The sequence below is a fragment of the Pseudonocardia sp. DxW genome, assembly GCF_058448985.1.
In genome coordinates, this window is sequence record NZ_JBZFLK010000014.1 from 1 (window position 1) to 23548 (window position 23548).

21 protein-coding genes and 1 pseudogene are annotated in these 23548 nt (G+C 74.8%); 4 read left to right on the top strand and 18 right to left on the bottom strand.

All coding sequences use genetic code 11. The annotated features are described in order from the left end of the window. Positions 1-75: 75 nt before the first annotated feature. The 3 genes from ACVJO7_RS21350 to ACVJO7_RS21360 all read right to left on the bottom strand — a co-directional run bounded on the left by ACVJO7_RS21350 (position 76) and on the right by ACVJO7_RS21360 (position 3646). Positions 76-1341 carry a DUF222 domain-containing protein gene (locus ACVJO7_RS21350; protein ID WP_491674347.1) on the bottom strand — a complete coding sequence of 422 codons (1266 nt, stop codon included), beginning with the start codon at positions 1339-1341 and terminating at the stop codon, positions 76-78. Positions 1342-1922: 581 nt separating this feature from the next. Beyond that, on the bottom strand, positions 1923-3101 hold the full coding sequence (locus tag ACVJO7_RS21355) for a hypothetical protein (RefSeq protein WP_491674348.1): 1179 nt from the start codon (positions 3099-3101) through the stop codon (positions 1923-1925). An 11-nt stretch (positions 3102-3112) separates the two neighbouring features. Continuing rightward, positions 3113-3646: a YbhB/YbcL family Raf kinase inhibitor-like protein gene (locus tag ACVJO7_RS21360; RefSeq protein WP_358486121.1), complete on the bottom strand. Its 534-nt coding sequence runs from the start codon at positions 3644-3646 to the stop codon at positions 3113-3115. Positions 3647-3746: 100 nt separating this feature from the next. Between ACVJO7_RS21360 and ACVJO7_RS21365 the strand changes: the two genes are divergently transcribed. Next, the gene (locus tag ACVJO7_RS21365; protein WP_344018008.1) at positions 3747-5333 is read left to right on the top strand and encodes a Na+/H+ antiporter; all 1587 of its coding nucleotides are present in this window, start codon (positions 3747-3749) and stop codon (positions 5331-5333) included. Positions 5334-5446: 113 nt separating this feature from the next. On the opposite strand, the gene ACVJO7_RS21370 is transcribed toward ACVJO7_RS21365, so the two are convergent. From ACVJO7_RS21370 to ACVJO7_RS21400, 7 genes and pseudogenes are all read right to left on the bottom strand, one after another. Further along, positions 5447-6268 (bottom strand): family 1 encapsulin nanocompartment shell protein, encoded by an 822-nt coding sequence (locus tag ACVJO7_RS21370; RefSeq protein ID WP_344017816.1) that lies wholly within the window; start codon positions 6266-6268, stop codon positions 5447-5449. Next, a complete protein-coding gene (locus ACVJO7_RS21375; protein WP_491674349.1) occupies positions 6265-6855 on the bottom strand; it encodes a hemerythrin domain-containing protein in 591 nt (196 codons plus the stop codon). Before ACVJO7_RS21375 ends, ACVJO7_RS21370 begins: the two co-directional genes overlap by 4 nt. After that, entirely contained in the window at positions 6834-7505 is a 672-nt protein-coding gene (locus ACVJO7_RS21380; protein WP_491674350.1) for an NAD-dependent epimerase/dehydratase family protein, read from the bottom strand. The genes ACVJO7_RS21375 and ACVJO7_RS21380 overlap by 22 nt, the downstream gene beginning before the upstream one ends. A gap of 73 nt (positions 7506-7578) precedes the next feature. Then, a pseudogene (locus tag ACVJO7_RS21385) lies at positions 7579-7758 on the bottom strand (NAD-dependent epimerase/dehydratase family protein); the annotation flags it as partial. Positions 7759-7783: 25 nt separating this feature from the next. Then, complete coding sequence (locus ACVJO7_RS21390) at positions 7784-8545, bottom strand: SDR family NAD(P)-dependent oxidoreductase (protein ID WP_344017813.1); 762 nt, start codon at positions 8543-8545, stop codon at positions 7784-7786. Positions 8546-8582: 37 nt separating this feature from the next. Further along, positions 8583-9563 (bottom strand): iron-siderophore ABC transporter substrate-binding protein, encoded by a 981-nt coding sequence (locus ACVJO7_RS21395; RefSeq protein ID WP_491674351.1) that lies wholly within the window; start codon positions 9561-9563, stop codon positions 8583-8585. 83 nt (positions 9564-9646) lie between these two features. Continuing rightward, complete coding sequence (locus ACVJO7_RS21400; RefSeq protein WP_344017811.1) at positions 9647-10405, bottom strand: class I SAM-dependent DNA methyltransferase; 759 nt, start codon at positions 10403-10405, stop codon at positions 9647-9649. Positions 10406-10681: 276 nt separating this feature from the next. On the opposite strand from ACVJO7_RS21400, the gene fabG reads away from it, so the two are divergent. Then, positions 10682-11440 carry a 3-oxoacyl-ACP reductase FabG gene (fabG, locus tag ACVJO7_RS21405; protein ID WP_344017810.1) on the top strand — a complete coding sequence of 253 codons (759 nt, stop codon included), beginning with the start codon at positions 10682-10684 and terminating at the stop codon, positions 11438-11440. 55 nt (positions 11441-11495) lie between these two features. Here fabG and ACVJO7_RS21410 read toward each other — a convergent pair whose 3' ends face one another. From ACVJO7_RS21410 to ACVJO7_RS21430, 5 genes are all read right to left on the bottom strand, one after another. Continuing rightward, positions 11496-12848, bottom strand: coding sequence for a GH39 family glycosyl hydrolase (locus ACVJO7_RS21410; RefSeq protein WP_491674352.1), 1353 nt, complete (start codon positions 12846-12848; stop codon positions 11496-11498). Between the two features lie 219 nt (positions 12849-13067). Continuing rightward, entirely contained in the window at positions 13068-14783 is a 1716-nt protein-coding gene (gene cydC / locus ACVJO7_RS21415; protein ID WP_491674353.1) for a thiol reductant ABC exporter subunit CydC, read from the bottom strand. Beyond that, positions 14780-16627 carry a thiol reductant ABC exporter subunit CydD gene (gene cydD, locus ACVJO7_RS21420; protein WP_491674354.1) on the bottom strand — a complete coding sequence of 616 codons (1848 nt, stop codon included), beginning with the start codon at positions 16625-16627 and terminating at the stop codon, positions 14780-14782. Before cydD ends, cydC begins: the two co-directional genes overlap by 4 nt. After that, positions 16624-17685, bottom strand: coding sequence for a cytochrome d ubiquinol oxidase subunit II (gene cydB, locus ACVJO7_RS21425; protein ID WP_491674355.1), 1062 nt, complete (start codon positions 17683-17685; stop codon positions 16624-16626). The genes cydD and cydB overlap by 4 nt, the downstream gene beginning before the upstream one ends. A 28-nt stretch (positions 17686-17713) precedes the next feature. Continuing rightward, on the bottom strand, positions 17714-19150 hold the full coding sequence (locus tag ACVJO7_RS21430; RefSeq protein ID WP_344017803.1) for a cytochrome ubiquinol oxidase subunit I: 1437 nt from the start codon (positions 19148-19150) through the stop codon (positions 17714-17716). Between the two features lie 118 nt (positions 19151-19268). On the opposite strand from ACVJO7_RS21430, the gene ACVJO7_RS21435 reads away from it, so the two are divergent. Continuing rightward, positions 19269-19898 carry a TetR/AcrR family transcriptional regulator gene (locus ACVJO7_RS21435; RefSeq protein WP_344017802.1) on the top strand — a complete coding sequence of 210 codons (630 nt, stop codon included), beginning with the start codon at positions 19269-19271 and terminating at the stop codon, positions 19896-19898. Continuing rightward, on the top strand, positions 19895-20680 hold the full coding sequence (locus tag ACVJO7_RS21440) for an SDR family NAD(P)-dependent oxidoreductase (protein WP_491674356.1): 786 nt from the start codon (positions 19895-19897) through the stop codon (positions 20678-20680). Before ACVJO7_RS21435 ends, ACVJO7_RS21440 begins: the two co-directional genes overlap by 4 nt. A gap of 4 nt (positions 20681-20684) precedes the next feature. Here the strand turns inward: ACVJO7_RS21440 and ACVJO7_RS21445 are convergent, their stop codons facing one another. The 3 genes from ACVJO7_RS21445 to ACVJO7_RS21455 are packed head-to-tail and all read right to left on the bottom strand — an operon-like array spanning position 20685 to position 23412. After that, on the bottom strand, positions 20685-21887 hold the full coding sequence (locus tag ACVJO7_RS21445) for a cytochrome P450 (RefSeq protein WP_491674357.1): 1203 nt from the start codon (positions 21885-21887) through the stop codon (positions 20685-20687). Continuing rightward, a complete protein-coding gene (locus tag ACVJO7_RS21450; protein WP_491674358.1) occupies positions 21884-23017 on the bottom strand; it encodes a thiolase family protein in 1134 nt (377 codons plus the stop codon). Before ACVJO7_RS21450 ends, ACVJO7_RS21445 begins: the two co-directional genes overlap by 4 nt. Next, positions 23014-23412 carry a Zn-ribbon domain-containing OB-fold protein gene (locus tag ACVJO7_RS21455; protein WP_491674359.1) on the bottom strand — a complete coding sequence of 133 codons (399 nt, stop codon included), beginning with the start codon at positions 23410-23412 and terminating at the stop codon, positions 23014-23016. The genes ACVJO7_RS21450 and ACVJO7_RS21455 overlap by 4 nt, the downstream gene beginning before the upstream one ends. Positions 23413-23548 lie beyond the last annotated feature (136 nt).

Below are 23548 nucleotides of genomic sequence, written 5' to 3' on the forward strand. Positions count from 1 at the left end.
GGTGGTCCCTCCCTGAGCCGATCTTGAATCCGACGCGCCGGACCAACGACAGATCAGCTCGTACCTACAGCGACATCAGAGCCCGTACGCGGACAAGCGGGTGCGTCCGACGTTGTGGATGTGGCCGGTGGCGGGATGGGTGACGAGTTGCTGCCAGACGCCGCCGGCGGCGAGCGCACGGGCCGTCGTGGCGGGGATCGGGCCGTGACCGGCGAGTTCGGCGGGGCGGTCGGTGGTGCTGATGAGGGTGTCGAGCGCGGCCACCACCTGGATCAGCGGGGTGCGGCCGATGGTGCTGTTGGGATCGGGCTTCCGGGCCAGGGCCTGGATGACGGCCTCGGCGAGCACCTCGGGTGCGACCTGGGTGCCGGCGGTGGGGATGTCGCCGGCCGCCGCGGTGGGAGCGATGGGTGTGGCGGGCGCAGCGGCGGGGGCGACGACAGCTGCGGCGCCTGTGGTGGTGGTGCCGGCGGCAACTGCGGCGGAGGTGTCGGCAGTGGCGAGGGAGGTGTGGGCGGTGGAGAGAGCGCAGCCGGCGGGGGATGTGTCGGCGATGGAGGTGCCGGCCGGGGAGGTGTCGGCAGTGGCGAGAGAGGTGCGGGCGGCGGTGAGGACGCTGTCGCCGGCGGCGTGGACCTGGCCGAGGTCGGTGGTGGTGAGGGTGCCTTGGAGGAGTTGGTGGGCGAGGTCGACAAGGCGTTGTTCGAGGGTGCGTGGGTCGTCGGTGCCCAGTGAGCGGGCGAGGCGATCGAGCGAGCGCCAGGAGGCCTGGGTGTCGTGGGCGGAGCTGGTGAGCCAGAGGGTGGCCATGGCGTCCTCGCCGTTCGACAGGCCGATCCGGCGGTCGGCCAGGGATCGTTGGTGGCGGCGTTCGGCGCCGTCCGGGTCGATCCTGGCCACGGCGCGGCGGAGCCGGTCGTAGATCTGGCGGCGGGTGGCTCCGGCGGCTCGGGCGAGGACGATGGTTTCGACCTGGTGGGCCTGGTCGTCGTCGAGGACGTCGGTGGCGCGGAGCACGGTGTCGACCTTGCTCTGGTCGAGCAGTCCGGTTTGCAGGGCGTCGAGGGTGGCGGGCAGGACGTGGGTGAGGCGTTGGGCGTCGGCGATGATGCCGCGGGCGCGTTCGCGGCTGATGGCCAGGACGAGGCCGAGTTCGTCGGGCACCCACTGTTCGACGGGGGTGGCTGTGGCGGCGCCTGGGCGGGTGGCGTGGCTGTCGCGGGGGTGGCGGTCGGCGTAGGCGGCGATCATGCGGTGTTCGAGGGCGGCGAGCCAGCTGCGGTGGCGGGCGGTGGCGACGACGACTTCGAGCAGCTGGGTGTCGGTGAGCTGGCCGGCCACGGCGGCGGCGTACTCGATGTGCAGAGCCAGGCGGGACCCGGGTGGGGCGCCGGGATCGATGACCGGGATGCCGGATGCCGGCTGGTGGGCGGCGAGGTCCGGATCGGCCTCGGGTCCGAACTCTGGGTCGGCCTCGGCTTCGAACGGGGGGCCGAACTCTGGGTCGAACCGGGGCCGAACTCTGGCTCGATGTCGGGAGGTTCGCGATCGGCCCAGTGTGGGCGGTCGAGTACCACCTCTGCCAGGTCCGTGAGATCGAACATGCATTCGATTCCAGAGTGGTCGGGGTCGTGCTCGCGAGCGTCCGACCATGATCGTTTGCAATGGTGAACGAGTTTCTGCGCCGGCTCGCGACCACGGCGGCGAGGGCCCGGCCTCGGTCCGGCCGGCCCCTGCCCCTGCCCCTGCCCCTGCCCTTCCGGTGCCGGTGCCGGCTCCACGGTGGAGGCAGCTGCGCGACCATCACGTGGTTGGCCGGCCGCCGGCGGGTGTGTGCCGGCGACACCGGCACCGGCGACGGCGTTGACGGCGATCCCGACGGTGTCAGACGCCGATGGCCGCATCCGGACACCCGCGGCCGGTCATGACTCACGGGCGTCCTCGACGGCCTCCTCTGCCCGGGCCACCGCCGCTGTGGACGACCGGGCCCGGCGGTCCGCGTCGCCGGCCGCCCGTTCCGCGGATCTGGCCTCCCGCTCGGCGGCCGTGACCGCGCTGCGCGCACGGTCGAGCTCGGCCCGCAGGTCCTCGACCCGGCGGTGCGCGTCGTCGCGCCGCGTGGCCGCCGCGTCGGCACGTTCGCGGGCGTCGTCGCGTTCCCGGGCCGCGTCGTGTGCGGCGAGCCGGGCCTGTTCGAGGATGGCCTCGGCGTCGGCGACGGCCTTCTCCCGCCTCGCCCGTTCTGCCTGTGCCCGCTCCTGTCGACGTAGCGCGCCGGGTTCGCCTGACGACGGCTGGTCCGGTGTGGCCCTGGTGCCGGACGCTGCGGGCCGGTCCGGGGTCGCGCGGCGGCTGCGGGATGCCGTAGGCCGGTCCGGCGTGCCGGATTCCGGTGGCTGGTCGGGTGAGGTGTGGCTGCCGGACGGTGCTGCCTGGTCGGGTGTGGTGTGACTGCCGGAGGTCTGCGGCCCGTCCTGATCGGACGACGCTGCCAGCGGGCCGAAGCCGCTGTGCCGCTCGAACCGCACCAGGCGCCCGGAGCGGACGCGCTCGGCGAGCTCCTCGTCGGCGAGCGCCGACTCCAACACCACCCGCACCTCGCGCTCCAGCGCGGGCTCGATCCGGCGGCCGGTCTCCCGGCCGAGCTGCGCGGCCCGCCGGGCGAGGGAACCGACGAGCGTGCTCCGCTGTGCCGACACCCGGCGCAGGGCCGCGCCGTCCAGGGACTGCTGCGCCTCGGCGAGCGGGCCGGCGAGGCCGAGCAGGCCGTCGACCTCGTCCGGGACCTCGGCGACGAGCAGGTTGGTCAGCCAGGCCGCCCGGGTCGGCCGCTTGAACGACGCGATCTCCTTCGCGGCGGCGCGGTCCCCGGCGGCCCGGGCGTCGGCGACGAGTGCGTCCCGCTCGGCGACGAAGTCCTCCGGCGGGATCCGCTGCAACCGCGCGGCGGCCTCGGCGACGACGGGCGCGGGACCGGCCGGCGCGCCGGCCCCCCGGGCCGGGCCGGGCGTGCCGGGGCCGGCCCCGGGTGCCGGCGCACCACCGGCACCCGGGTGGGCGTCCGGGTTGTCGCCCGGGCCGCCGTCCGGGTCCGAGCCCACCTGGGCGTCCGTCAGCTCAGGTTGGCGTGCGTGCCGACCAGGGTCGCCCGGCCCACGGTGTGGCCGAACAGGTTGAACCCGAGGAACGCCGGCGTCGCGGTCGCCGGGACGTCCAGCGACGGCACGTCGACCGCATGCACCACGAAGTAGTAGCGGTGCGGCCCGTGTCCGGGCGGCGGCGCGGCTCCCAGGTACCGGGCCAGGCCGGCGTCGTTCGCCAGCTGCACGGCACCCTCGGGGAGCCCGGAGCCGCTCTCGTCACCCGCACCGGACGGCAGCGACGTCACCGACGCCGGGATGTTCAGCACCGCCCAGTGCCAGAACCCGGAGCCGGTCGGCGCGTCCGGGTCGAAACAGGTCACCACGTAGGACTGCGTGCCGTCCGGCGCACCGGACCAGGACAGCTGCGGGGACACGTCCTCGCCGCCGGCACCGAAGATGCCGGACAGCTGCGGGGCGGCGAGCGCCGCGCCGTCGTTGAGGTCGGTGCTGGTCAGCTCGAACGACGGGACCGGGGGGAGCTCGTCGTAGGGATTGCGGGGCACGTGGGCGTCCTCCTCGTCTCGGGTGGATGTCCGCCGAATCCTGGCACGGCGCGCCACCACCCGTCCTGCCGGAGAGCGGGACAGTCTGTCCGCCGTGCAGATGTTGCTGGTGGTCGTCGGGCTGATGGTGGCGACGGTCGTGCTGGTCGGGGTGGGCGAGCGGCTGCGGCTCCCGTGGCCGGCGCTGATGGTGGTGCTCGGGGCGGGCGTCGCGGTCACCCCGGGCCTGCCGGACGGGTTCCGGGTCGAGCCCGACCTGATCCTGCCGCTGTTCCTGCCACCGCTGCTGTTCGCGACCGCACAACGCACGTCGTGGGCGCTGTTCCGGGCCCGCTGGCGGACGATCGCGCTGCTCGCCGTCGGGCTGGTCCTGGTCACCGCCACGGCGGTCGCCGGTACCGCCTGGCTGCTGGTCCCCGGGATCGCGCTCACCGCCGCGATCGCCCTGGGCGCGATGGTGGCACCGCCCGATCCGGTCGCCGTCGAGGCGGTCGCCGGGCAGGTCCGGATCCCGCGCCGGCTGGTGTCGGTGCTGCAGAGCGAGGGCCTGTTCAACGACGCCACCGCGCTGGTCATCTTCCAGGCGGCGGTGCTCGCGACGGTCGCCGGCGACGAGCTCAGCCCGCTCGGGCTCGGGGTGCGGTTCGTGGCCGGGGCGGCCGGCGCGGTCGTCGTCGGGCTGGGCGTGGCCTGGCTGGCGCGCCGGGTGCTCGGACGGCTGACCGACACGGTCGGCCGCAGCGCGCTCACCCTGGTGCTGCCGTTCGCGACCTACCTGGCCGCCGAGGAGATCCACGCGTCCGGGGTGATCGCCGTCGTCGTGCTCGCCCTGCAGCTGCGGGCCGGCGCCGACGCCGACGAGGCCGCCGAGCGGCTCACCCAGACCTCGCTGTGGAACGTGGTCGAACTGCTGGTCACCGGCCTCGCGTTCGGCCTGATCGGGCTGGACCTGCGCCAGGTGGTGACCGACGCGGGCGACGACCTGCCCCGGATGCTCGGGCACGCGGCGATCGTCTGCCTGGTCGTGATCGTGGTGCGGGTGCTGTGGATGACCGCCGCCTGGCGGATCCTGCGCCGCAGGCCCGGCGCCGCCGACGAGGGCGCGGCGCCGGTCACCGGACGGGAGGCGGTGCTGCTGTCCTGGTGCGGCATGCGCGGGCTCGCGACACTCGCCCTCGCCCTGTCGCTGCCGGTCGTCACCGCCTCGGGCGAGCCGTTCCCGGCGCGCGCCGAGCTGGTGCTGATCGCGGTGTCGGTGCTGCTGGTGACACTGCTGGTGCCCGGCTTCACGCTGCCGGCGCTGGTCCGTGCGCTCGACGTCGACGACGAGGCGGAGGCCGAGGAACGCGCCGAACGGGAGATCGTGCGGCGGGCCCGGCGGGCCGCGGTGGCGACGATCGAGTTCGAGCAGCGGGTCCGCGAGCTGCCCGACGAGGTCGGCGCCGCGCTGCGGGAGCGGGCCGACCGGCTGGAGGCGGTGCTGTCCGGGGAGACGCCGTCGGAGGAGGAACGGCAGCGGATCGCGGCACTGCAGACGGTGCGCGGTCAGGTGGCGCAGGCGCAGGCCGCCGCGCTCGCCGCGGCCCGGGCGGAGGTGCTCGCCGCCCGCCGGGAGCCCGGGGTGGACCCGCACGCGGCCGATCGGGTGCTGCGCCGGCTCGACCTGCGCACGGTGCTGCTGGACTGAGGCGGGCCGGCGCCGGGGCCGGGGCCGGCTCGGCGCAGTGCGACCGCTGCGTCCGGCTCGGCGCAGGAGGGCCGCTGCGTCCGGCTCAGCGCAGGACCACCGCCGCGTCCGGCTCAGCGCAGGACCACCGCCGCGTCCGGCTCGGTGACCCGGAAGGTGAACGACTCCTCCAGGTAGAGGTGGACGTCGTCGGCGTCGTGGTCGGTGTAGCCGATCGCCAGGTCCTGCCCGACGTCGAGCACGAAGTCCCCACCGCGCTGGGACACCACCAGCGCCCCGTCCAGCCCGGGCGCCCGCAGGATCTGCCCGCCCAGGATCCGGGTCAGGTGGTCGAACAGCGGGAACCCGCCGTGCTCGGCGGTCTCGGCGATCCTGGTGAACCCCTCGGGTGCCACCGCCAGCGCGAACGGCCCCTCGATCCCGTTGCGGCGCAGCACGTCCACCGCCCGGGCGACGACCGCCGGATAGTGGTCGGGCTCGGCGCCGAGGGCCAGCACGTCGTACGGCGTCGAGGCGGCGATGCCCCGGATGCCGGCGTCCGGCCAGCCGTGGAACAGCGCCCGGTTCTCGACCTCGGCGGCCTCCCGGGCGGCCCGGGCCAGGTCGTCGAACTCGGGATCCTGCGCGCCGCGCTGGATGTCGTCGATCTCGTCGCGGGCGACCGTGAACGGCACCCGGAACTCGGCCAGCGGCTGCACCTCGCGCAGCCGGGCGCGGAACCCGTCGGCCTTGACCCCGGGCGGCGGGCCGTCCAGCCGGTGCGACCGGCCGGTGGAGACCGACGAGGCGTTCCAGCCCGCGGTCCCGCCCCAGTCGGCGAGCCGGCGCCCGGCCAGCAGCGGGGTGAGCCGCTCGCGCGCCTCGTCGTCGATCGCCTTCCAGGCGGTGACCGGGATCGGGGCCTTGTCGCGGAGAAGGTGGTCCTGCACGGTCACTGGCTCTGTCCTCTCAGGTGGCCGATCCCCAGGCCGCGACCGGCCTGGTCGGGCTGGTCGAGGCGGGCCTCGACGTAGTCCTCGGGATCGAGGTCGGTGCCGTCCGGTCCGTCGAGACCGGCGAGGTCGGCGGGATCGGGATGGGCGTCCATGAACTCGGCGAACCGGGCTCCGAGCGACTCCCGCAGCTCCGGCGCGACGTGCAGCCGGAAGTTCGCCAGCCCCTCGTTCTCCTCCTCGCCCATGTGCTCGTCGTTGGCCCGCCGGGCGTTCCACACGCCGTCCCACCAGCCGCGGGACCCGACCGGACTGCGCTGCGCCTGCGCGATCCCGTCCCGGATCTCGTTGTGGTCCCCGATCGCGTCGACGGTCTCCTCCCGCGGGTCCTCGCCGCGGGCCAGCAGCTGCGGGTAGAAGATCCGTTCCTCGGCGACGGCGTGCACGTCCAGTCGGGCGGCGAGCGGGTCCCAGACCCGCGCCAGCTCCCGCGGATCGGTGCCGGCCCGGGCCTGCAGCTCGTCGAGCGCCGCGAACCGGCGCCGGAACCAGGCGTGATCGTCGAGGATCAGCGTCGTGATGTCGGGCACGTCGGGAGCCTAGAACGGCGGGCCGTCACCGGCGCGCCGGAACGCAGGCGCGCGGCGACCCAGGCGTCGAACGCCTGCCCGCTGGTGTAGCCCGGCCGGTAGCCGAACTCGCCGGTCAGCCGGTCGTTGGCGAGCACCGGGCGGTAGCGCAGGAAGCGGGTCTGCTCCGGGCCGTAGCGGGTCAGCCGGAGCCGCCGGGCCACCGTGAGTACCGCGCGCAGCACCGGTTCGGGGACGGCCAGCACCGGCTTGCCGAGCCGGGCGGCGATCTCGGCGACGGTGAGTGCGCCGTCCCCGGCGACGTTGACGACGCCGGTCACCGGGCCGGTGACGGCCCGCTCGACGATCGCGGCGACATCGTCGTCCCAGACGAACACGAACGGCGAGTCCGCACCGCGGATCGCGAGCAGCCGGGACCGCTCGAACAGGGCGGTGATCTGGTTGTCGACCCGCTCGCCGAGGATCGTGCCGATCCGCAGCACCACCTGCTCCAGCTCCGGATGCGCGTCGCGGGCGGCCGCCAGCAGCTCCTCGACCAGGCGTTTGTGGTGGCTGTAGGCGAACTCCGGGTTGCCGCGCGGCGGATCGTCCTCGCGCAGCGGGACCGGGTTGTCGGCGTGGTAGCCGTAGGCGGCGCCGCTGGAGGACACCACGATCCGGCGGACGGACGCCGTGCGCCAGGCAGGCGTCGACTACGTTGCGGGACCCGTCGACGTCGACGGCGTACTCGCGGGCCCGGTCGGAGTCCCGGCCCGGGGTGACGACCGACGCCAGGTGCACGACGACCTCGGGGGAGTGCGTGGCGAACGCGGCGTCCACCCCGGCCCGGTCGGTCACGTCCAGCGGTACCGCGGCGCCCGGCCGGACGTCGGCGTCGAGCACCTCGTGACCGACTGCGAACACCCCAACGCGAAGGCACCGGCGCGGCTCAGGTGATGGTGAGCCCGCCGTCGACCGCCCAGGTCTGCCCGGTGACGTACCCCCCGGCGTCGGACGCCAGGAACAGCACCGCCGCGGTCAGCTCCTCCGGGTCGCCCTTGCGGCCCATCGGGATCCGCTCGGCCATCTTCTCCAGGTAGCCGGGCTGGTACTGGTCGGTCATCTCGGAGGCGAAGAAACCGGGGGCGATCGCGTTCACCCGGATGCCCTTGCGGCCGGACCACTGCTGGGCCAGGTCCCGGGTCAGCCCGATCACGGCCGCCTTCGACGCCGAGTAGGCGGCCTGCGGCAGCGCCGCGGTGGTCAGGCCGAGGATGCTGGAGATGTTGACGACGCTCGACCCGGGGCCCATGTGTGCCGCGCAGGCCTGTGCCATCCAGTAGCTGCCGTTCAGGTTGATGTCGATGACCTGGGTGAACTGCTCGGGGGTCTCCTTGAGCGCCGGGACGGCGGTGCCGATCCCGGCGTTGTTCACCAGCACGTCGAGCCGGCCGAACTCGTCGACGGCGGCCTGGGCCAGCGCCCGGCAGTCCTCGGGCCGTGCCACGTCGGTGGCGACGGCGACGGCCCGGCGCCCGGCGTCCTCCACCAGCTTCACGGTGTCGGCCAGCTTGTCGGTGCGCCGGGCACCGAGCACCAGGTCGGCGCCCGCCTCGGCCAGGCCGCGGGCGAAGGCCACGCCCAGCCCGGAGGACGCACCGGTGACGACGGCGACCTTGCCGTCCAGTCGGAATCGTTCGATCACGCTCACGGGAGCGACCCTAACCGGGCCGCCCCCGTGCAGGCGATCAGGAACCGAGCGCGGCCTGCAGCTCGGGCACCAGCCGCTCCAGCGCGAACGGCGCGGACAGCACGCTGTTGTAGGTCATCGCGCCGCGGGTGTCGGCGTCCGGAACGATCATCCGGTCCTGGGCGACGACCGGGACCTGCGCGAGCACCGCGTCCCGGGCGACCTGCTCGGCGGCGGCGCCCTCGTCGGCCAGCATCACCAGCACGTCGCCGTCGAGCAGCCCGGCCTGCTCCGAGGCGACCTCGACGTAGAAGCTCTCGCCGGTGTCCAGCTCGTCGATCCGCGGCGGCTGCACGAGGCCCAGCCCGGTCATGAACCGGCCGCGGTTGTCGGCGGTGGTGAAGGCGCCGTACTTGCCGTCGAAGGGCAGCACGGTCGCCCCGGTCCGGCCCTGGAACTGCGGGTTCGCCGCGACGGCGTCGGTGAAGGCGGCGTCGGCCTGCCGGATCAGCTCCTCGCCGCGCTCCGGCTCGCCGAGCGCGGTCGCGACGATCCGGGTGTGCTCGTCGCGCGGGACGCCGTAGGCGATCGTCCCGACCGGCCGCGCCACGACCGGCGCGATCGCGGACAGCTGGTCGTACATCGGCTGCTCGATGCCCGCGCTGACGGCGAGGATCACGTCCGGCGCGAGGGCGGCGATCTGCTCCAGGTTCGGCTCGCCGGCCAGCACCACCGGCGGCTCGCCCTGCACGAGATCACGGGCCCACGGGCCGAGCCCGCCGGTCTCCTCGTAGAAGGTGTAGGAGGCCAGCCCGACCGGGGTGACGCCGAGCGCGAGGACCGGATCGGCGTCGGTCACGCCGAGCGCGACCACCCGGGCCGGGCGCTCGGGGATCTCGGTGGTCCCGAACACGTGTTCCACGCCGACCGGGAAGGAGCCGCCGGCCTCACCGCCGGGGGCGGCGGGATCGTCGGGGGCGGCCGAGCATCCGGCGACCAGCGCGAGCAGGGCCGGAAGGACAAGGATGTTTCGAATCACGGCCGGACATTAGCGCAGCCTTACCTGTGCTGCTCGCGCCCGCGTCGAGCGCCTCGTTGCTCCCCGACGCGGGCGCGCCGGAATCAGCCGCGCGGGCGGCGCTTGCGGGCCACCACGGCCCGGTACAGCAGCGGATCGCGGGAGGTCGCGAGCCGGTGCCGGTAGACGGTCGAGCCCAGCTGCTCGAGCTCGCCGGAGTCGAGCAGCGCACCGATCAGGCCGGCGAAGCCGGAGGTGTCGCCGTCGGAGAGGAAGTCGTCGCGGATCGTGATCGCCACGAAGCCGTCCACCGCGACCATGTCGAACGCGGCCCGGAACGCGGCGGGCGGGATGTCCCCGAAGCCGAGGGCCGCCACGCAGGTCAGCGCGTCGAACCCGCCGGAGGCGATGGACTCGCTCTGCTCCTCGTCGAGCGTTGTGAGGTCCACCACGTGGTAGTCGGCGTAGACGCCGGGCCGGTCCCGCTCGGCGGCCTCCCGGGCCTCCGGGATGATGTCGACGCCGACCACCTTGCCCAGGCCACGGGTGCGCAGCTCCTCGGCGACGATGCCGTTGCCGGCGCCGACGTCGAGCACCCGCAGCCCGGACGGATCGACCTGGTGCGCCCGCAGCTGCTCGACGAGCAGATCGCACACCACCGGTGGCGACTGGCACTGCAGGATCTCGTAGAACAGCTTCTCGTAGAGCCCGGGGATCCGGTAGAGCGCGTCGTAGTCGTGGAAGCGGTACTCCTGCCAGCCCTCGCCGGTGTCGAGAACGCAGTACTCGACGTCCTGCTCGTAGGTCTCCGTGGGTTCCGGCAGGGCCAGCCGGTACGGGAGTTCGGAACGCTCGACGGCCATAGAAGCACCTTCCTGGTCGGGAACGGGTCCTCCGACGGTAGTCGAACCGGCGCCCCCCGTCCGGCGTGACCAACACCGCACCGCCCGCGCCGCACCGGGCGGGCCGGAGTGACACGATCGACCCGGCGCCGCCGCCGTGTCCGTGATGTCGGAGTACCGGATGTCCGTGTGAGAGATGTCCGTGCCCGGGACGTCCGTCCGGCGGAGCGCCGAACCGGGGCCACCCGGAATCCGGCCCGCCGGGCACCGGCGGCACGCGCGCACGCGAGGAGAGACATGACCCAGCAGCAGAGGACCGCGATCGTCACCGGAGGCGCCCGCGGGATCGGGGCGGCCACCGCGGTCCGGCTGGCCGCCGACGGGCACCGGGTCGCGGTGCTCGACCTGGAGGAGTCGGCCGCGAAGGCGACGGTCGAGGCGATCGAGGGCGCGGGCGGCACCGCGGCCGCGTTCGGCGCCGACGTGGCCGACGCGGCCGCCGTCGAGGCCGCCGTCGGGGCCGTCGTGGAGAAGCTCGGCAACCCGACGATCCTGGTCAACAACGCGGGCATCACCAAGGACAACCTGCTGTTCAAGATGTCCGAGGGCGACTGGGACGCGGTGATGGGCGTCCACCTGAAGGGCTCGTTCCTGATGACCCGCGCCGTGCAGAAGTACATGGTCGAGGCGAAGTGGGGACGGGTGGTCAACCTGTCGTCCACCTCGGCGCTGGGCAACCGCGGCCAGGCGAACTACTCCGCCGCGAAGGCCGGCCTGCAGGGCTTCACCAAGACCCTGGCGATCGAGCTGGGCAAGTTCGGCGTCACCGCGAACTGCATCGCGCCCGGGTTCATCGCCTCGGAGATGACCAAGGCGACCGCCGAGCGGCTCGGCGTGGACTGGGACGAGTTCAAGGCGGCCCGCGCCGCCGAGATCCCGGTGCAGCGGCCGGGCGCGCCGGAGGACATCGCGAACGCCGTGTCGTTCTTCGTCGACGAGCGGTCGTCGTTCGTCAGCGGGCAGGTCGTCTACGTGGCGGGCGGCCCGAAGACCTGACGACGCTCCGGCCCGGTGGCGGGCCGGACCGGTCCGGTCCGGTCCGCCCGGGCGGTCAGGCGGAGTTGTCCATCGGGATGATCGCCCAGCCCGGGATGTCCTCCTGGCCGGGCACCGCGACCGGCTCGGCGGCCAGGTTCATCATCAGCACCGAGCCGTCCGCGGTGCGGAACGCGGCCAGCGTGGAGTCGCCCTGCGCGCGGCCCAGCTCGACGTCGCCGTCCCGCATCTTCGGCACCAGCCAGCGCCAGGCGTCGGTCAGCGGGGTCGGCTGCCCGCCGTCGGGCTCGGTGGCCGGGCTCCACAGCGACGAGTAGTCCAGCGACTCGCTGCCCTCCGGGCCCCAGAGCAGCGCACCCTGGGTGCCGCTGCGGGCCATCGCCTGGATCACGGCGAGGGTGGAGACGGCGCTGGCCTCGGTGCCGAAGCCGGCCTCGGAGTCGGCCGGGACGTTGGCGTAGAACTCGGCCCACCAGATCGGCAGCTGGGTGCGCTCCTGGATCCACCGGTCGATCACCGAGAACTTCTCGGCGCCGACGTCGACCGGGGAGATCGCGTCCTGCTGGCCGCGGTTGGTGGTCGCGCCGTCGACCACCATGAAGTCGGCGCCGACGTTGTTCTCCAGCCAGTACTCGAGGACGTCCAGCGGCCGCTGGTCCAGCGCGCCCCACGGGCCGCGGATGTCCGAGGCGTCCGGCGAGTCCACCGGCAGGCTGCTCATCACCACGTACGGTCCGCCGACCAGGATGTCCGGCCGGACCGACTTCACCGCCTGGTAGACCTCGTTGTAGAAGGCCGTGTAGCCCTCGTAGTCCCAGCGGTTCTCCTCCTCGTTGTAGAAGCCCTTGAGCTCGTTCCAGACGAGGACCCGGTCGACCTGCGGGTAGCGCTGCACGGCCTCGCGGGCGAGGTTCGCGTAGTCGCGGAAGTACTCGGGCAGCGGCGCCATCTCGATCCGCTCCCAGGAGGTGACGCCGGGCGGGCCGCCCTTCATCCAGTCCGGCGAGCAGCACAGCGTGAGCATCGCCTTGCCGCCGGTCTCCTCGGTGAGCTCCATCCGGCGGTCCAGCGAGCCCCACTCGAACTCGCCGGGCGAGGGCTCCGGGTTCAGCGTGCCGAAGCCCATCAGGTGGTGGTTCTGGTACTCCTCGCCGAGGCTGGACAGGATGTCCACGCCGCGCTGCCGGGCCTCGGCGGGCTCGGTGTCGTCCAGGCTGTTCTGGGTGTGCGTGACGCCCAGCTCCATCGGCCCGGGCTGGCGGTCCCAGGTCCAGCCCGCGTCCAGGTCGACGGCGCGGGCGGACGCCTCCAGGGAGGTCGACGGCGGGTTCTCCGTCGTGCCGGTGTCACCCGGTGTGCAGGACGCCACGGCGAGCAGGCCGACGACGAAGGCGGCCAGGGCGGGCACCCGCCGTATCCGGAACGGGCCGGACGGCAGGGACCGCGCCGGGGACGTCGGGGATGGATGGCGGGACGCTCGCACGGGGTGGGACCTCACGTTCTGACACGGTCGCTGACACGGGGGGTTCACGACCACCGGACGAGACCGTGTCACCCGGGGACCGGACCCCAGGGTTGCAGTGGGCTCCTGTGACCCGACTGAGAGCAGGAACCGCGGCAACCGCCCTCAGACGTTCGCATCAGGGTATTGCCGTGGTTCGGTCGCGCCGACCACAACCCCCGTGCGGGCGTGCAACCGTCCGTCACGCAACGTGTACACGGCGTCGAGCCGGTGCAGGACGGCCGGGTCGTGGGTGATCAGCAGGACGGACCGGTCCGCCGCGGCGGCGAGCAGGTCGTCCAGGACGGCGTCGCGGGTGTCCGGGTCCAGGTGCGCGGTCGGCTCGTCGAGCACCAGCACGGCCGGATCGACGAGCAGCGCCCTGGCCAGCGCGAGCCGGCGGCGCATGCCACCGGAGAGCCGGGCGCCGTGCGCGCCCACCTCGTCGTCCAGGCCGAGATCAGCGCCCAGGCCGACCCGGCGCAGGACGGCGGCCAGCTCGTCCTCGCCGGCCCCCGGTGCGGCGAGGCGCAGGTTCTCGCGCACCGTCGAGTCGAACACGTGCGGATCGGCGGGGACCCCGGACACCACCGCGCGGACCTCGTCCGGCGGGCGGGTGGTGAGCTCCTCGCCGCCCAGGGTGACCGACCCGGCGACCGGGTCCAGGAACCGGAACAGCACGGCCGCCAGCGTCGACTTGCCCGAGCCGCTCGCCCCGACCAGCGCGACGTGCTCGCCGTCGGCGAGGTCCAGGTCCAGGCCGTCGAGCACCGGGTCCTGCGCACCGGGGTGGGTCACCGTCAGCCCGCGGATCCGCAGGTCGCCGCGGGCCGGCAGCGGCGTGCCGCCGGGCTCGCGGTGCCGGACCGCGGGCTCCGCCCGCAGCACCGGGACCAGCCGGGCGAGACCGGCCCGCACGGCCGCCAGCTTCGCGGCCGCCGCCGGCAGCGGCGCGACGATCTCGAACGCGGCCAGCGCGGTCAGCACCAGCACCGCCATCGGGACGGAGCCGAGCGTCCCGGCGTCGACCGCGGCGACCCCGAGCAGCAGCATCCCGGCCAGCGTCAGCCCGGCGACCAGCGCGCCGGCGCCCGCGGTCAGGCCGAGCAGCCCGGCGTCCCGGCGGGCGGCCCGGGTCAGCTCCGCGTCGGCCCGCTCGACCTCGGCGACCATCCGTCCGGTGGCGCCGTGCGCCAGCAGGTCCGGGGCGCCGTCGAGCAGGTCCACCAGGCCGGTCGCGAGCCGCGACCGGGCGCGTGCCGAGCGCGCGGCGGGCCCCCGGGACAGCGCCGCGGCGGCCGCGGGCACCGCCACCCCGGCGAGCAGCAGGCCGGTCGCGAGCAGGGCGCCGCCGGGCACCAGCAGCGCGGTCGCCAGCAGCACCGCGCCGGACCCGGCGACCAGCGCGGCGACCGGCGGGAGCACGCCGCGCACCACCAGGTCCTGCACCGAGTCGGTGTCGTTGACCAGCCGGGACACCAGGTCGCCCGAGCGGAACCGGCGGATCGGCTCGGCGGCGGCGAGCCGGGCGTAGACCCGGTTGCGCATGTCGGCCAGCGCGCGCAGCGCCGCGTCGTGTCCGACCAGCCGTTCGGCGTAGCGCGCGACGCCGCGGCCCACCCCGAGCGCGCGGGTGAGCACCACGGCGATGCTCAGCGCGGTCACCGATGGGTGCTGCGCGGCGGTGGCGAGCAGCCAGGCGGCGAGGCTGAGCAGCCCGGCGCCGCAGGCGGTGGCGAGCGCGCCGAGCAGCGCGCCGCCGACGATGCCACGGGCCCGCGGGCGCAGCACGGTGCCGGCGAGCGCCCAGGGGGAGCCGGGGACGGTGGTGTCGCGGGTCATCGGTGCGCCTCCCGGTGGGCCGCCCCGGCGGGCTCCGGCTCCCGCTCCGGCCCAGGCTCGGGTTCCGGACCCGCCGGCCGGTCGATCCGGACGGTCCGGTCGGTGTGTTCGGTCCAGCCCGCGTCGTGCGCGACGACGATCGCGGTGCGCCCGCGCAGCAGCTCGGCGGCCGCGGCCCGGACCGCCTCGGCCGAGTCCGGATCGAGGTGCGCGGTCGGCTCGTCGAGCAGCACCAGCGGCGCGTCCCGCAGGAATGCCCTGGCCAGCGCGACCCGCTGCCGCTCGCCCGAGGACAGCCGGGCCCCGCCCTCGCCGAGCGGGGTGTCCCAGCCCTGCGGGAGCCGGGCGACGACGGCGTCCAGCCCGGCCCGGCGGGCGGCGGCGTGCACCGCGGCGTCCGGGGCGTCCGGTTCGCCGAGGCGGACGTTGTCGGCGACCGATCCGGCGAACAGGTGCGGCTGCTGCGGCACCCAGGCGACCGTCCGCCGCCAGGCGTCGAGATCGAGCCCGGCGAGCGGGGTGCCGTCCCCGGGCCCGTCCCCGGGGCCGTCGATCCGGACCGTGCCCGCGGCCGGGGCGACGAACCCGAGCAGCACGCCGAGCAGCGTCGACTTCCCGGACCCGGACGGCCCGCGCAGCAGCACCGACTCGCCCGGCCGCACGGTCAGCGACAGCCCGGACAGCGCGTCGGTGCCGCCGGTGCCGCCGGGGCCGCCGTCCGGCCCCGGGTAGCGCACCCGCAGGTCGTGCACGGCCAGGCCGCGCCCGGCCGGTGCCGCGGGCGGCGGCGTGCCGGTGCCGCCGGCCGGACCGCCGGCCGGGCGGTCCAGCTCGTCGAACACCTGGCGGGCGGCGGCGACGCCCTCCATGCTGGCGTGGAACCGGGCGCCGACCTCGCGCAGCGGCAGGTACGCCTCCGGGGCCAGGATCAGCACGAACAGCGCGGTGGCGTAGTCGAGGTTGCCGTAGAGCAGCCGCAGCCCGACCTCGACGGCGACCAGCGCGACCGCCAGCGTCGCGAGCAGCTCCAGCACGAACGCCGACAGGAACGCCACCCGCAGCGTGCCCATCGTCGCGTGCCGGTGCTCGTCGGTGGTGTCCCGGACCTTCTCCGCGACGATCCCGGCCCGCCGGAACAGGGCCAGCGTCGGGAGCCCCTGCACGACGTCGAGGAAGTGCCCGCCGAGCCGGGACAGCATCCGCCACTGCCGCTCGGTGCGGGCCCGGGTGTGCATGCCGACCAGCGCCATGAAGATCGGGATCAGCGGCAGCGTCACCCCGATGACGACCGCCGAGATCCAGTCCGCGTCGGCGACCACGACCAGCACCGCCACCGGGACGAGCACGGCGAGCACCAGCTGCGGCAGGTAGCGGGCGAAGTAGTCGTCGAGCGCGTCCAGCCCGCGCGTGGCCAGGGTGACCGTGGTGCCGGTGGAGCGCCCCGGGTCCGGCCCGGCCGCCGCCAGCCTGCGCACCAGCTGTATCCGCAGCTGGGACTTCGCCCGGGCGGCGCTGCGCAGCGCGGCGGCCTCGGCGCCGTAGGCGAGCAGGGCCCGCGCCACCGCGACCCCGGCGACGGCGACGACCAGCCAGAACAGCGTGTCCAGGCCGGAACCGGGGCCGATCGGGCTGCCGTCGGGCCCCCACTGCGGGGTCGCGCCGGCGATCACCCGGGACACCAGCCAGGCCTGGGCCAGGATCAGCGCGGTCGCGGCGACACCGCAGCCCGCGGCCACGAGCAGGTGCAGCCGCACCGCGCTCGCCGAGCGGAGCAGCCGGGGATCGACCGGTGGTCCGGCGGCGGCCGGTGGGGCGGCTGGGGCGGCCGGGGGCACGTCGTTCATCGTGGTGCCGGGACCGCGGCACCGGCAGGGCCGTCGGTCCCGCCCGGTTCGACCCGTTCGCCCCCCAGCCGCCTGCGGAAGACCCAGTAGCTCCAGGCCTGGTAGCCCAGCACGAGCGGCAGGAACACCACGGCCACCCAGCTCATCACGGTCAGCGTGTAGGGGGCGGACGCCGCGTTCGCCACGGTCAGGGTGTGCGCCGGATCGGTCGCCGACACCAGCAGCTCCGGGAACAGCTGCCCGAACAGCACCACCGACAGGCCGCCGATCGCGGTCGCGGTGGCGGTGAACGCCCAGCCCTCGCGGCCCAGCAGCAGAGCGATCCCGGCCACCGCCAGCGCCGTCCCGGCCGCCCAGGCCACCGGGGTGGTCCAGGACGGGTCGCGCAGGGCGAGCGTGGCGGCCAGGAAGGCGACCGTCACCAGCAGCACCGGCAGCACCGCCCGGACGGCGAACCGGCGGGCCCGGTACCGCACCGGGCCGTCCGTCTTGAGCGCCAGGAAGACCGCGCCGTGCAGCAGGAACAGCGCCGTGGTGAGCACCCCGCCCAGCACCGCGTAGCCGTTCAACAGATCGCCGGGGGAGGCGGTGACGACGGTGTTCGCCCCGCTGCCCGGCTTGGTGACCCGGGTCGGCAGGCCGCGGACCAGGTTGGCCAGCACCATGCCCCAGACGAACGACGGCACCAGCGAGCCCAGCCCGATCATCAGGTCCCAGCGGGCCCGCCAGGGGGCGTCGTCGCGCTTGGCCCGGTACTCCAGGCCGACGCCGCGCACGATCAGCGCCAGCAGCACGAACAGCACCGGCAGGTAGAAGCCGGAGAAGGTGGCGGCGTACCAGGCCGGGAACGCCGCGAACATGGCGCCGACGGCGGCGATCAGCCAGACCTCGTTGCCGTCCCAGACCGGGCCGATCGCGCCGAGCGCGACCTCGCGGTCGTCCTCGGTGCGGCCGAACGCCCGCAGCAGCATCCCGACCCCGAAGTCGAAGCCCTCCAGGACGAGGTAGCCGGTCCACAGCACGGCGACGGCCAGGAACCAGACGGTGGGCAGGTCCATCGCGGATCTCCTCGTGGGTGCGGCGCGGTCAGTAGCTGAATGCCGGGTCGCGGCGTTCCTGCGGTTCGGGATCGGGCTCGTAGGGCAGCGCGGCGCCCGGCCCGGCCTTGACGTAGCGGAACAGCAGGCCGGCCTCGACCGCCGCGAGCACGCCGTAGAGCAGGGTGAACGTCGCCAGCGAGAAGGCGACCTGGCCCAGGCTCACGCCGGGGGAGACGCTCGCCGCGGTGAGCAGCTCGCCGCGCACCGTCCAGGGCTGGCGGCCCATCTCGGTGAGGATCCAGCCGAAGATGTTCCCGGCCAGCGCGGCGGGCAGCGCGGCGACGACCACCCGGTACATCCACCGCCGGCCGGGCAGCGCGCCCCGGCGGGTCAGCCACAGCCCGGCCACCGAGACCGCCACCCCGGCCAGCCCGAGCCCCATCATCAGCCGGAACGACCAGTACAGGACGGCGATGTTGGGCCGGTAGTCGCCGGGGCCGTAGAGCTGCTCGTACTGGGCCTGGACGTTCTCGATGCCCTGCACCTCACCCCACGGGCTGCCGGTGGCGAGGAAGCTGAGCACGCCCGGGATCTGGACGTTGACGTGGTTGCGGCTGCCCTGGACGTCGCCGACGGCGAACAGCGAGAAGCCGGCGGACTGCTCGTTCTCCCAGAGCGCCTCGGCCGCGGCGAGCTTCATCGGCTCGTAGGTGGCGGCGAGCTTGGCCTGGTGGTCGCCGGAGGCCACCACCAGCGCACCGGCGATCGCGGTGACCAGGAACCCGGCGCGCAGGCTCTTGCGGAACAGCTCGTGCTCGGTGTGGTGCGGGGCGCCGTCCTGCGGGCCGGGCCAGCGCTCGCGCATCAGCTTCCAGGCGCTGACCGCGGCGACGAACAGGCCGGCGATCACGAACGACGCGGCGATCACGTGGAAGTAGGTGGACCAGGCCTGCGGGTTGGTGAGCACCGCGCCGATGTCGGTGAGCCGGGCCCGCCCGGTGGCCTCGTCGACCTCGTAGCCGACCGGGTTCCGCATCCAGGCGTTCGCGGCCAGGATGAAGTAGGCGGACAGGTTCGAGCCGATCGCCGCGGCCCAGATGCAGGCCAGGTGGACCCCCTTGCGCAACCGGTCCCAGCCGAAGATCCAGAGTCCGATGAAGGTGGACTCCAGGAAGAACGCGATCAGCGCCTCCATCGCCAGCGGGGCGCCGAAGACGTCGCCGACGAAGGTGGAGTAGGCGCTCCAGTTCATCCCGAACTGGAACTCCTGGACGATCCCGGTGACCACGCCCATCGCGAAGTTGATCAGGAACAGCTTCCCGAAGAACTTGGTCGCGCGCAGGTACTCGGTCCGGCCGGTGCGGTACCAGGCGGTCTGCAGCGACGCGACGATCACCGACAGTCCGATGGTCAGCGGCACGAACAGGAAGTGGTAGACCGTGGTGATCCCGAACTGCCAGCGTGCCAGGTCGAGCGCGTCCATCCGGACCTCGTCTCCGCGAAGTTCTACGTCCAGTAGTAGTTCTACCGGAAGTAGAAGATCGATGGTGGACGGGGTGGCGTGGCCCCCGACACGGCCGCCGTGGCACTAGGCTGTCCGGGTGCCCCGCCCGAGCCGCTGGTCGGAGATCGTCGCCGCTGCCAGCGAGGAGTTCCGCGACCGCGGCTACGAGAACGCGACGCTGGAGAGCATCGGCGCCCGGGTCGGGATCCTGAAGGGCAGCATCTACAACTACGTCGCCTCCAAGGAGGAGCTGCTGCTGGCCGTCGTCGAGGAGCCGGCCCGGCAGCTGCTCGCCGAGCTGGAACGGCTGCGCACCTCCTCCGGCCGCACCGTCACCGTCCGGTTGCGGGAGCTGATCCGGATGCAGGTCCGGATCTTCGCCGACTGCCATCCGGCCGCGTTCGTCTACCTGCAGCACCTCGGCCGGATGCCCTCGCCCCGGTTCGCCGAGTTCCGCGAGATGGACGAGCAGTACATGGACGCGCTGGAGGCGCTGCTCGCCGAAGGCGTCCGGACCGGCGAGCTCGCGCTGGCCGGCGAGCCGCGCACCGCCGCCTACGTCGTCGTCGGCACGCTGGGCTGGATGCAGCACTGGTTCGTCCCGCGCGGCCCCGAGGCCGACCGGGCGCTCGCCGACCAGCTGTTCGCGCAGCTGCTGGGCGGCCTGGTGGCGGGCTCCGGGATGCTCGGGATCTCGCGCTCCTTCGGGGACGAGCACGGGCTGTGACCCCGCAGGCGAACCCGTCGTTCCGGCTGGACGGGCGGGTGGCCGTGGTGACCGGGGCGTCGTCCGGGCTGGGCCTGCGGTTCGCCGGGGTGCTCGCTGCGGCCGGCGCCGACGTGGTGGTGGGCGCCCGCCGCGCCGACGGACTCGCCGCCGCGCAGGACGCGGTCCGGGCGGCCGGCCGGCGCTGCGTCGCGGCCCCCACCGACGTCACCGACGACGGCGACTGCGCCCGGCTGGCCGACGCCGCGGTGCGCGAGCTGGGCCGGCTCGACGTGCTGGTGAACAACGCCGGGACCGGCTATGCGGCCCGGGCCGAGTCCGACGACGATCCCGGCCGGGCCGCGGCGCTGTTCGCGGTCAACCTGCTCGGCGCCTACCGGATGGCCGTGCACGCCGGCCGGGCGATGATCGCCGGCGGGCGCGGCGGGTCGATCGTCAACATCGGATCGGCGCTGGGCTCGGCCACCGGCCCGCTGCCCGAGGCGGCCTACTCGGCGTCCAAGGCCGGGATCGCCGGCCTGACCCGGGACCTGGCCGCCCAGTGGTCGGCCCGGCACGGGATCCGGGTGAACACGCTGGCCCCCGGCTGGTTCGCCTCCGAGCTGACCGGCCCGCTGCTCGCCTCCGACGGGCACGCCCGGCGGATCGCGGACTGCGCGCTGCTCGGCCGGATCGGCCGCCCCGACGAGCTGGACGGGCCGCTGCTGCTGCTCGCCTCCGACGCCGGGTCCTACCTGACCGGGACGACGCTGGCCGTCGACGGCGGGTGGAGCGCGCGCTGAGCGCTCACGCCGGGGTGAACCGCACCGGCAGCCGGTCCAGCCCCCGGGACAGCAGCACCGGCTGCCAGCGCAGCGGGCCGTCGACGACCGGGCTGCCGAGCCGGTCGAACACCGCCGGGATCGCGATCGACGCCTCCAACCGGGCCAGCGGCGCACCCAGGCAGTAGTGCAGGCCCAGCCCGAACCCGAGCTGACGGCCGGGGGTGCGGGTGACGTCGAAGCGGTCCGGGTCGGGGAAGACCTCCGGATCGCGGTTGGCCGCCGCCGGGCAGAGGAACACCCGGTCGCCGCGGCGCAGCGTCCGGCCGCCCAGCTCGACGTCGGCGATCATCAGCCGGGCGATCGTCTTGGCCGGGCCGTCGAACCGGAGCACCTCCTCGACGGTGCCGAGGGCGTCCGGGGCCTGGCCGGGATGGCGGATCAGGGCCAGCACCCCGTTGCCGATCAGGTTGGTGGTGGTCTCGTGCCCGGCGAACAGCAGCAGCACACCGGTCGCGACGACCTCGTCGTGGGTGAGCGTGTCGTCGCCGTCGCGGGCGCGCAGCAGCGCGCCGAGCAGCCCGCCCGCCGGTTCGGTGCGGTCCCGCTCGACCAGCCCGGCCAGGTACCCGGTGAGCTCGGCCATCCCCTCGGCGCCGTCGGTGTGCCGGTCCGGGTCGCCCAGGCCGCCGAACACCAGCCCGGTGATCCGGTCCGACCAGGACTTGAACCGGTCGAGATCGTCGGCGGGCACGCCGAGCAGCTCGGCGACCACCGACGCGGTCAGCGGGTAGGCGAGATCGGCGATCAGGTCCGCCGACCCGGCGGCGGCGACGTCGTCGAGCAGCCGGTCGGTCAGCTCGGCGATCCGTGGCCGCAGCCGCTGCACCGCGCGCGGGGTGAAGGCCCGGCCGAGCAGCCGCCGCAGCCTGCCGTGCCGGGGCGGGTCCTGGAACACCATCCAGTCCTCCAGCACCGCGAACGCGGCCTCCACCCGCGGGTCGCCGGGGGCGCGCCCGCGGGCCCGGCGGTACGGCGAGATCCGGTCGGAGGAGAAGCGCGGATCGCGCAGGGCGGCGTCGACGTCGGCGTAGCGGGTCACGAACCACGACCGGTACCGCTCGCTCCAGCGCACCGGATCGTGCTCCCGCCAGTGCGCGAGCAGCGGGTACGGGTCGGCGACGGCGGCGTCGTCGAGCAGTTCCAGGGTCTCCGGGGGCGCGCTCACCCGCGCTCCAGCAGTGCGACCACGCAGGCGTTGCCGTCGAGCACGCTGACGCCGCCGCCCATCGTCTCGACCAGGCCCAGCCGGGCGCCGGGCACCTGCCGCCCGCCCGCCGCGCCGCGCAGCTGCCAGACGATCTCGGCCACCTGGGCCAGCCCGGTCGCGCCGAGCGGGTGCCCGCGGGAGAGCAACCCGCCGGACGGGTTCACCGGGAGCGACCCGCCGAGCGCGGTCCGGCCGGCCGCGGCGTCCGCGCCCGCCGCACCGGGGGCGCTCAGCCCCAGCGCCTCGGCGGTCACCAGCTCGCCGATGGTGAACGCGTCGTGCACCTCGGCCAGGTCCACCTCGCGCGGATCGACGCCGGTCGCCGCCCACACGTCGGCGCCGGTGTCGCGGACCAGGTCGTGCCCCCACACCCGGTCCGAGGTGTGGTCCCACGGCCGCCCGGACCGGGCGGCGACGGCGCGGACCCCGACCCGGCCGGGGGCCGGCGGTCCGAGCACGGCCGCGGCGGCGCCGTCGGAGACCGGGCAGCACTGCAGCAGGGTCAGCGGATCGGCGACCATCCGCGAGCCCAGCACCTCCTCGACGGTGTGCCGCCCGGAGTACTGGGCGCGCGGGTTGTGCACGGCGTGCGCGTGGTTCTTGACCGACACCGCGGCGAGCTGCCCGGCGGTGACCCGGTCCTCGGCCAGCCAGCGGGTGGCGGCCATCGCGTAGAGCGCGGGCAGGGCCAGTCCGGAGCAGCCCTCCGGGTCGCTCGGCTCGGGCACGATCGCGCCGTCGAACGCGGTGCTCATCTGCTCCAGCCCGAGCACCAGCACCCGCCGGTACCGGCCGGTCCGGATCGCCTCGCAGCCCTCGGCGAACGCCGAGGTGCCGCTGGCGCAGGCGCTCTCCACGCTCAGCACCGGGACGCCGGAGATCCCGATCGCCCGCAGCACCCGCTGCGCGGTGCCGGCCGGCGCGAACACCGAGCCGACCCAGACGGCGTCGACCGCGCGCGGTCCGCCCGCGTCCCGGAACGCCTCGTCGACGGCCCGGAACGCCAGCCGGACCAGCCCGGTCCCGGGCTGCCTGCCGAACCGGGAGGTGCCGACCCCCTCGACGGCGGCGATCGGCGGGCTGCTCACGGGGACGGCTCGGCGCGCACGTCCCCGTCGTCCCCGTCGCAGGGGTGGCCCATCAGGTGCCGGGTGCTGGGGCCGAGCAGCCGCACCCGGGAACCGACCGGCTGCTGCTCGGCGGTGTGCGCGAGCACCCGGGGGCCGTCGTCGAGATCGACGTAGGCGAGTGCGTAGGGCGGGGTGCGGCCGGGCACCTGGATCCGGACGACGGTGCTGCTCCACACGGTGCCGCCGGGCCCGAACTCGGCGGGCTCGACGGTGCCGCCGCAGCTGGGGCAGGCGGGCCAGTCGAACGCCGCCCGGCCGGGGCACCGTTCGTGGTCGGTGCAGCGGACTCCGGCCACGACTCCGGCGCCGTCCGGTGCTGCGACGATGCGGGGCCGGGGATCGACGATGGTCACAGCCGTATGAAAGCAAACAGTGGTTCGACTATCAACGGCAGGCATTGACCCCGCAGGCATTATTGACAGTCACCTTGAACCCCGACAGGCTCGTTGCAGCGCTGACGCCAAACATATGTTTGTCCACCTGCCGCTC

Excerpts from the sequence above, each read along its gene's own strand:
- fabG (WP_344017810.1), top strand. The coding sequence starts at position 10,682 with ATGACCCAGCAGCAGAGGACCGCGATCGTCACCGGAGGCGCCCGCGGG.
- cydB (WP_491674355.1), bottom strand. The coding sequence starts at position 17,685 with ATGGACCTGCCCACCGTCTGGTTCCTGGCCGTCGCCGTGCTGTGGACC.
- ACVJO7_RS21400 (WP_344017811.1), bottom strand. The coding sequence starts at position 10,405 with ATGGCCGTCGAGCGTTCCGAACTCCCGTACCGGCTGGCCCTGCCGGAA.
- ACVJO7_RS21365 (WP_344018008.1), top strand. The coding sequence starts at position 3,747 with ATGTTGCTGGTGGTCGTCGGGCTGATGGTGGCGACGGTCGTGCTGGTC.
- cydD (WP_491674354.1), bottom strand. The coding sequence starts at position 16,627 with ATGAACGACGTGCCCCCGGCCGCCCCAGCCGCCCCACCGGCCGCCGCC.
- cydC (WP_491674353.1), bottom strand. The coding sequence starts at position 14,783 with ATGACCCGCGACACCACCGTCCCCGGCTCCCCCTGGGCGCTCGCCGGC.
- ACVJO7_RS21430 (WP_344017803.1), bottom strand. The coding sequence starts at position 19,150 with ATGGACGCGCTCGACCTGGCACGCTGGCAGTTCGGGATCACCACGGTC.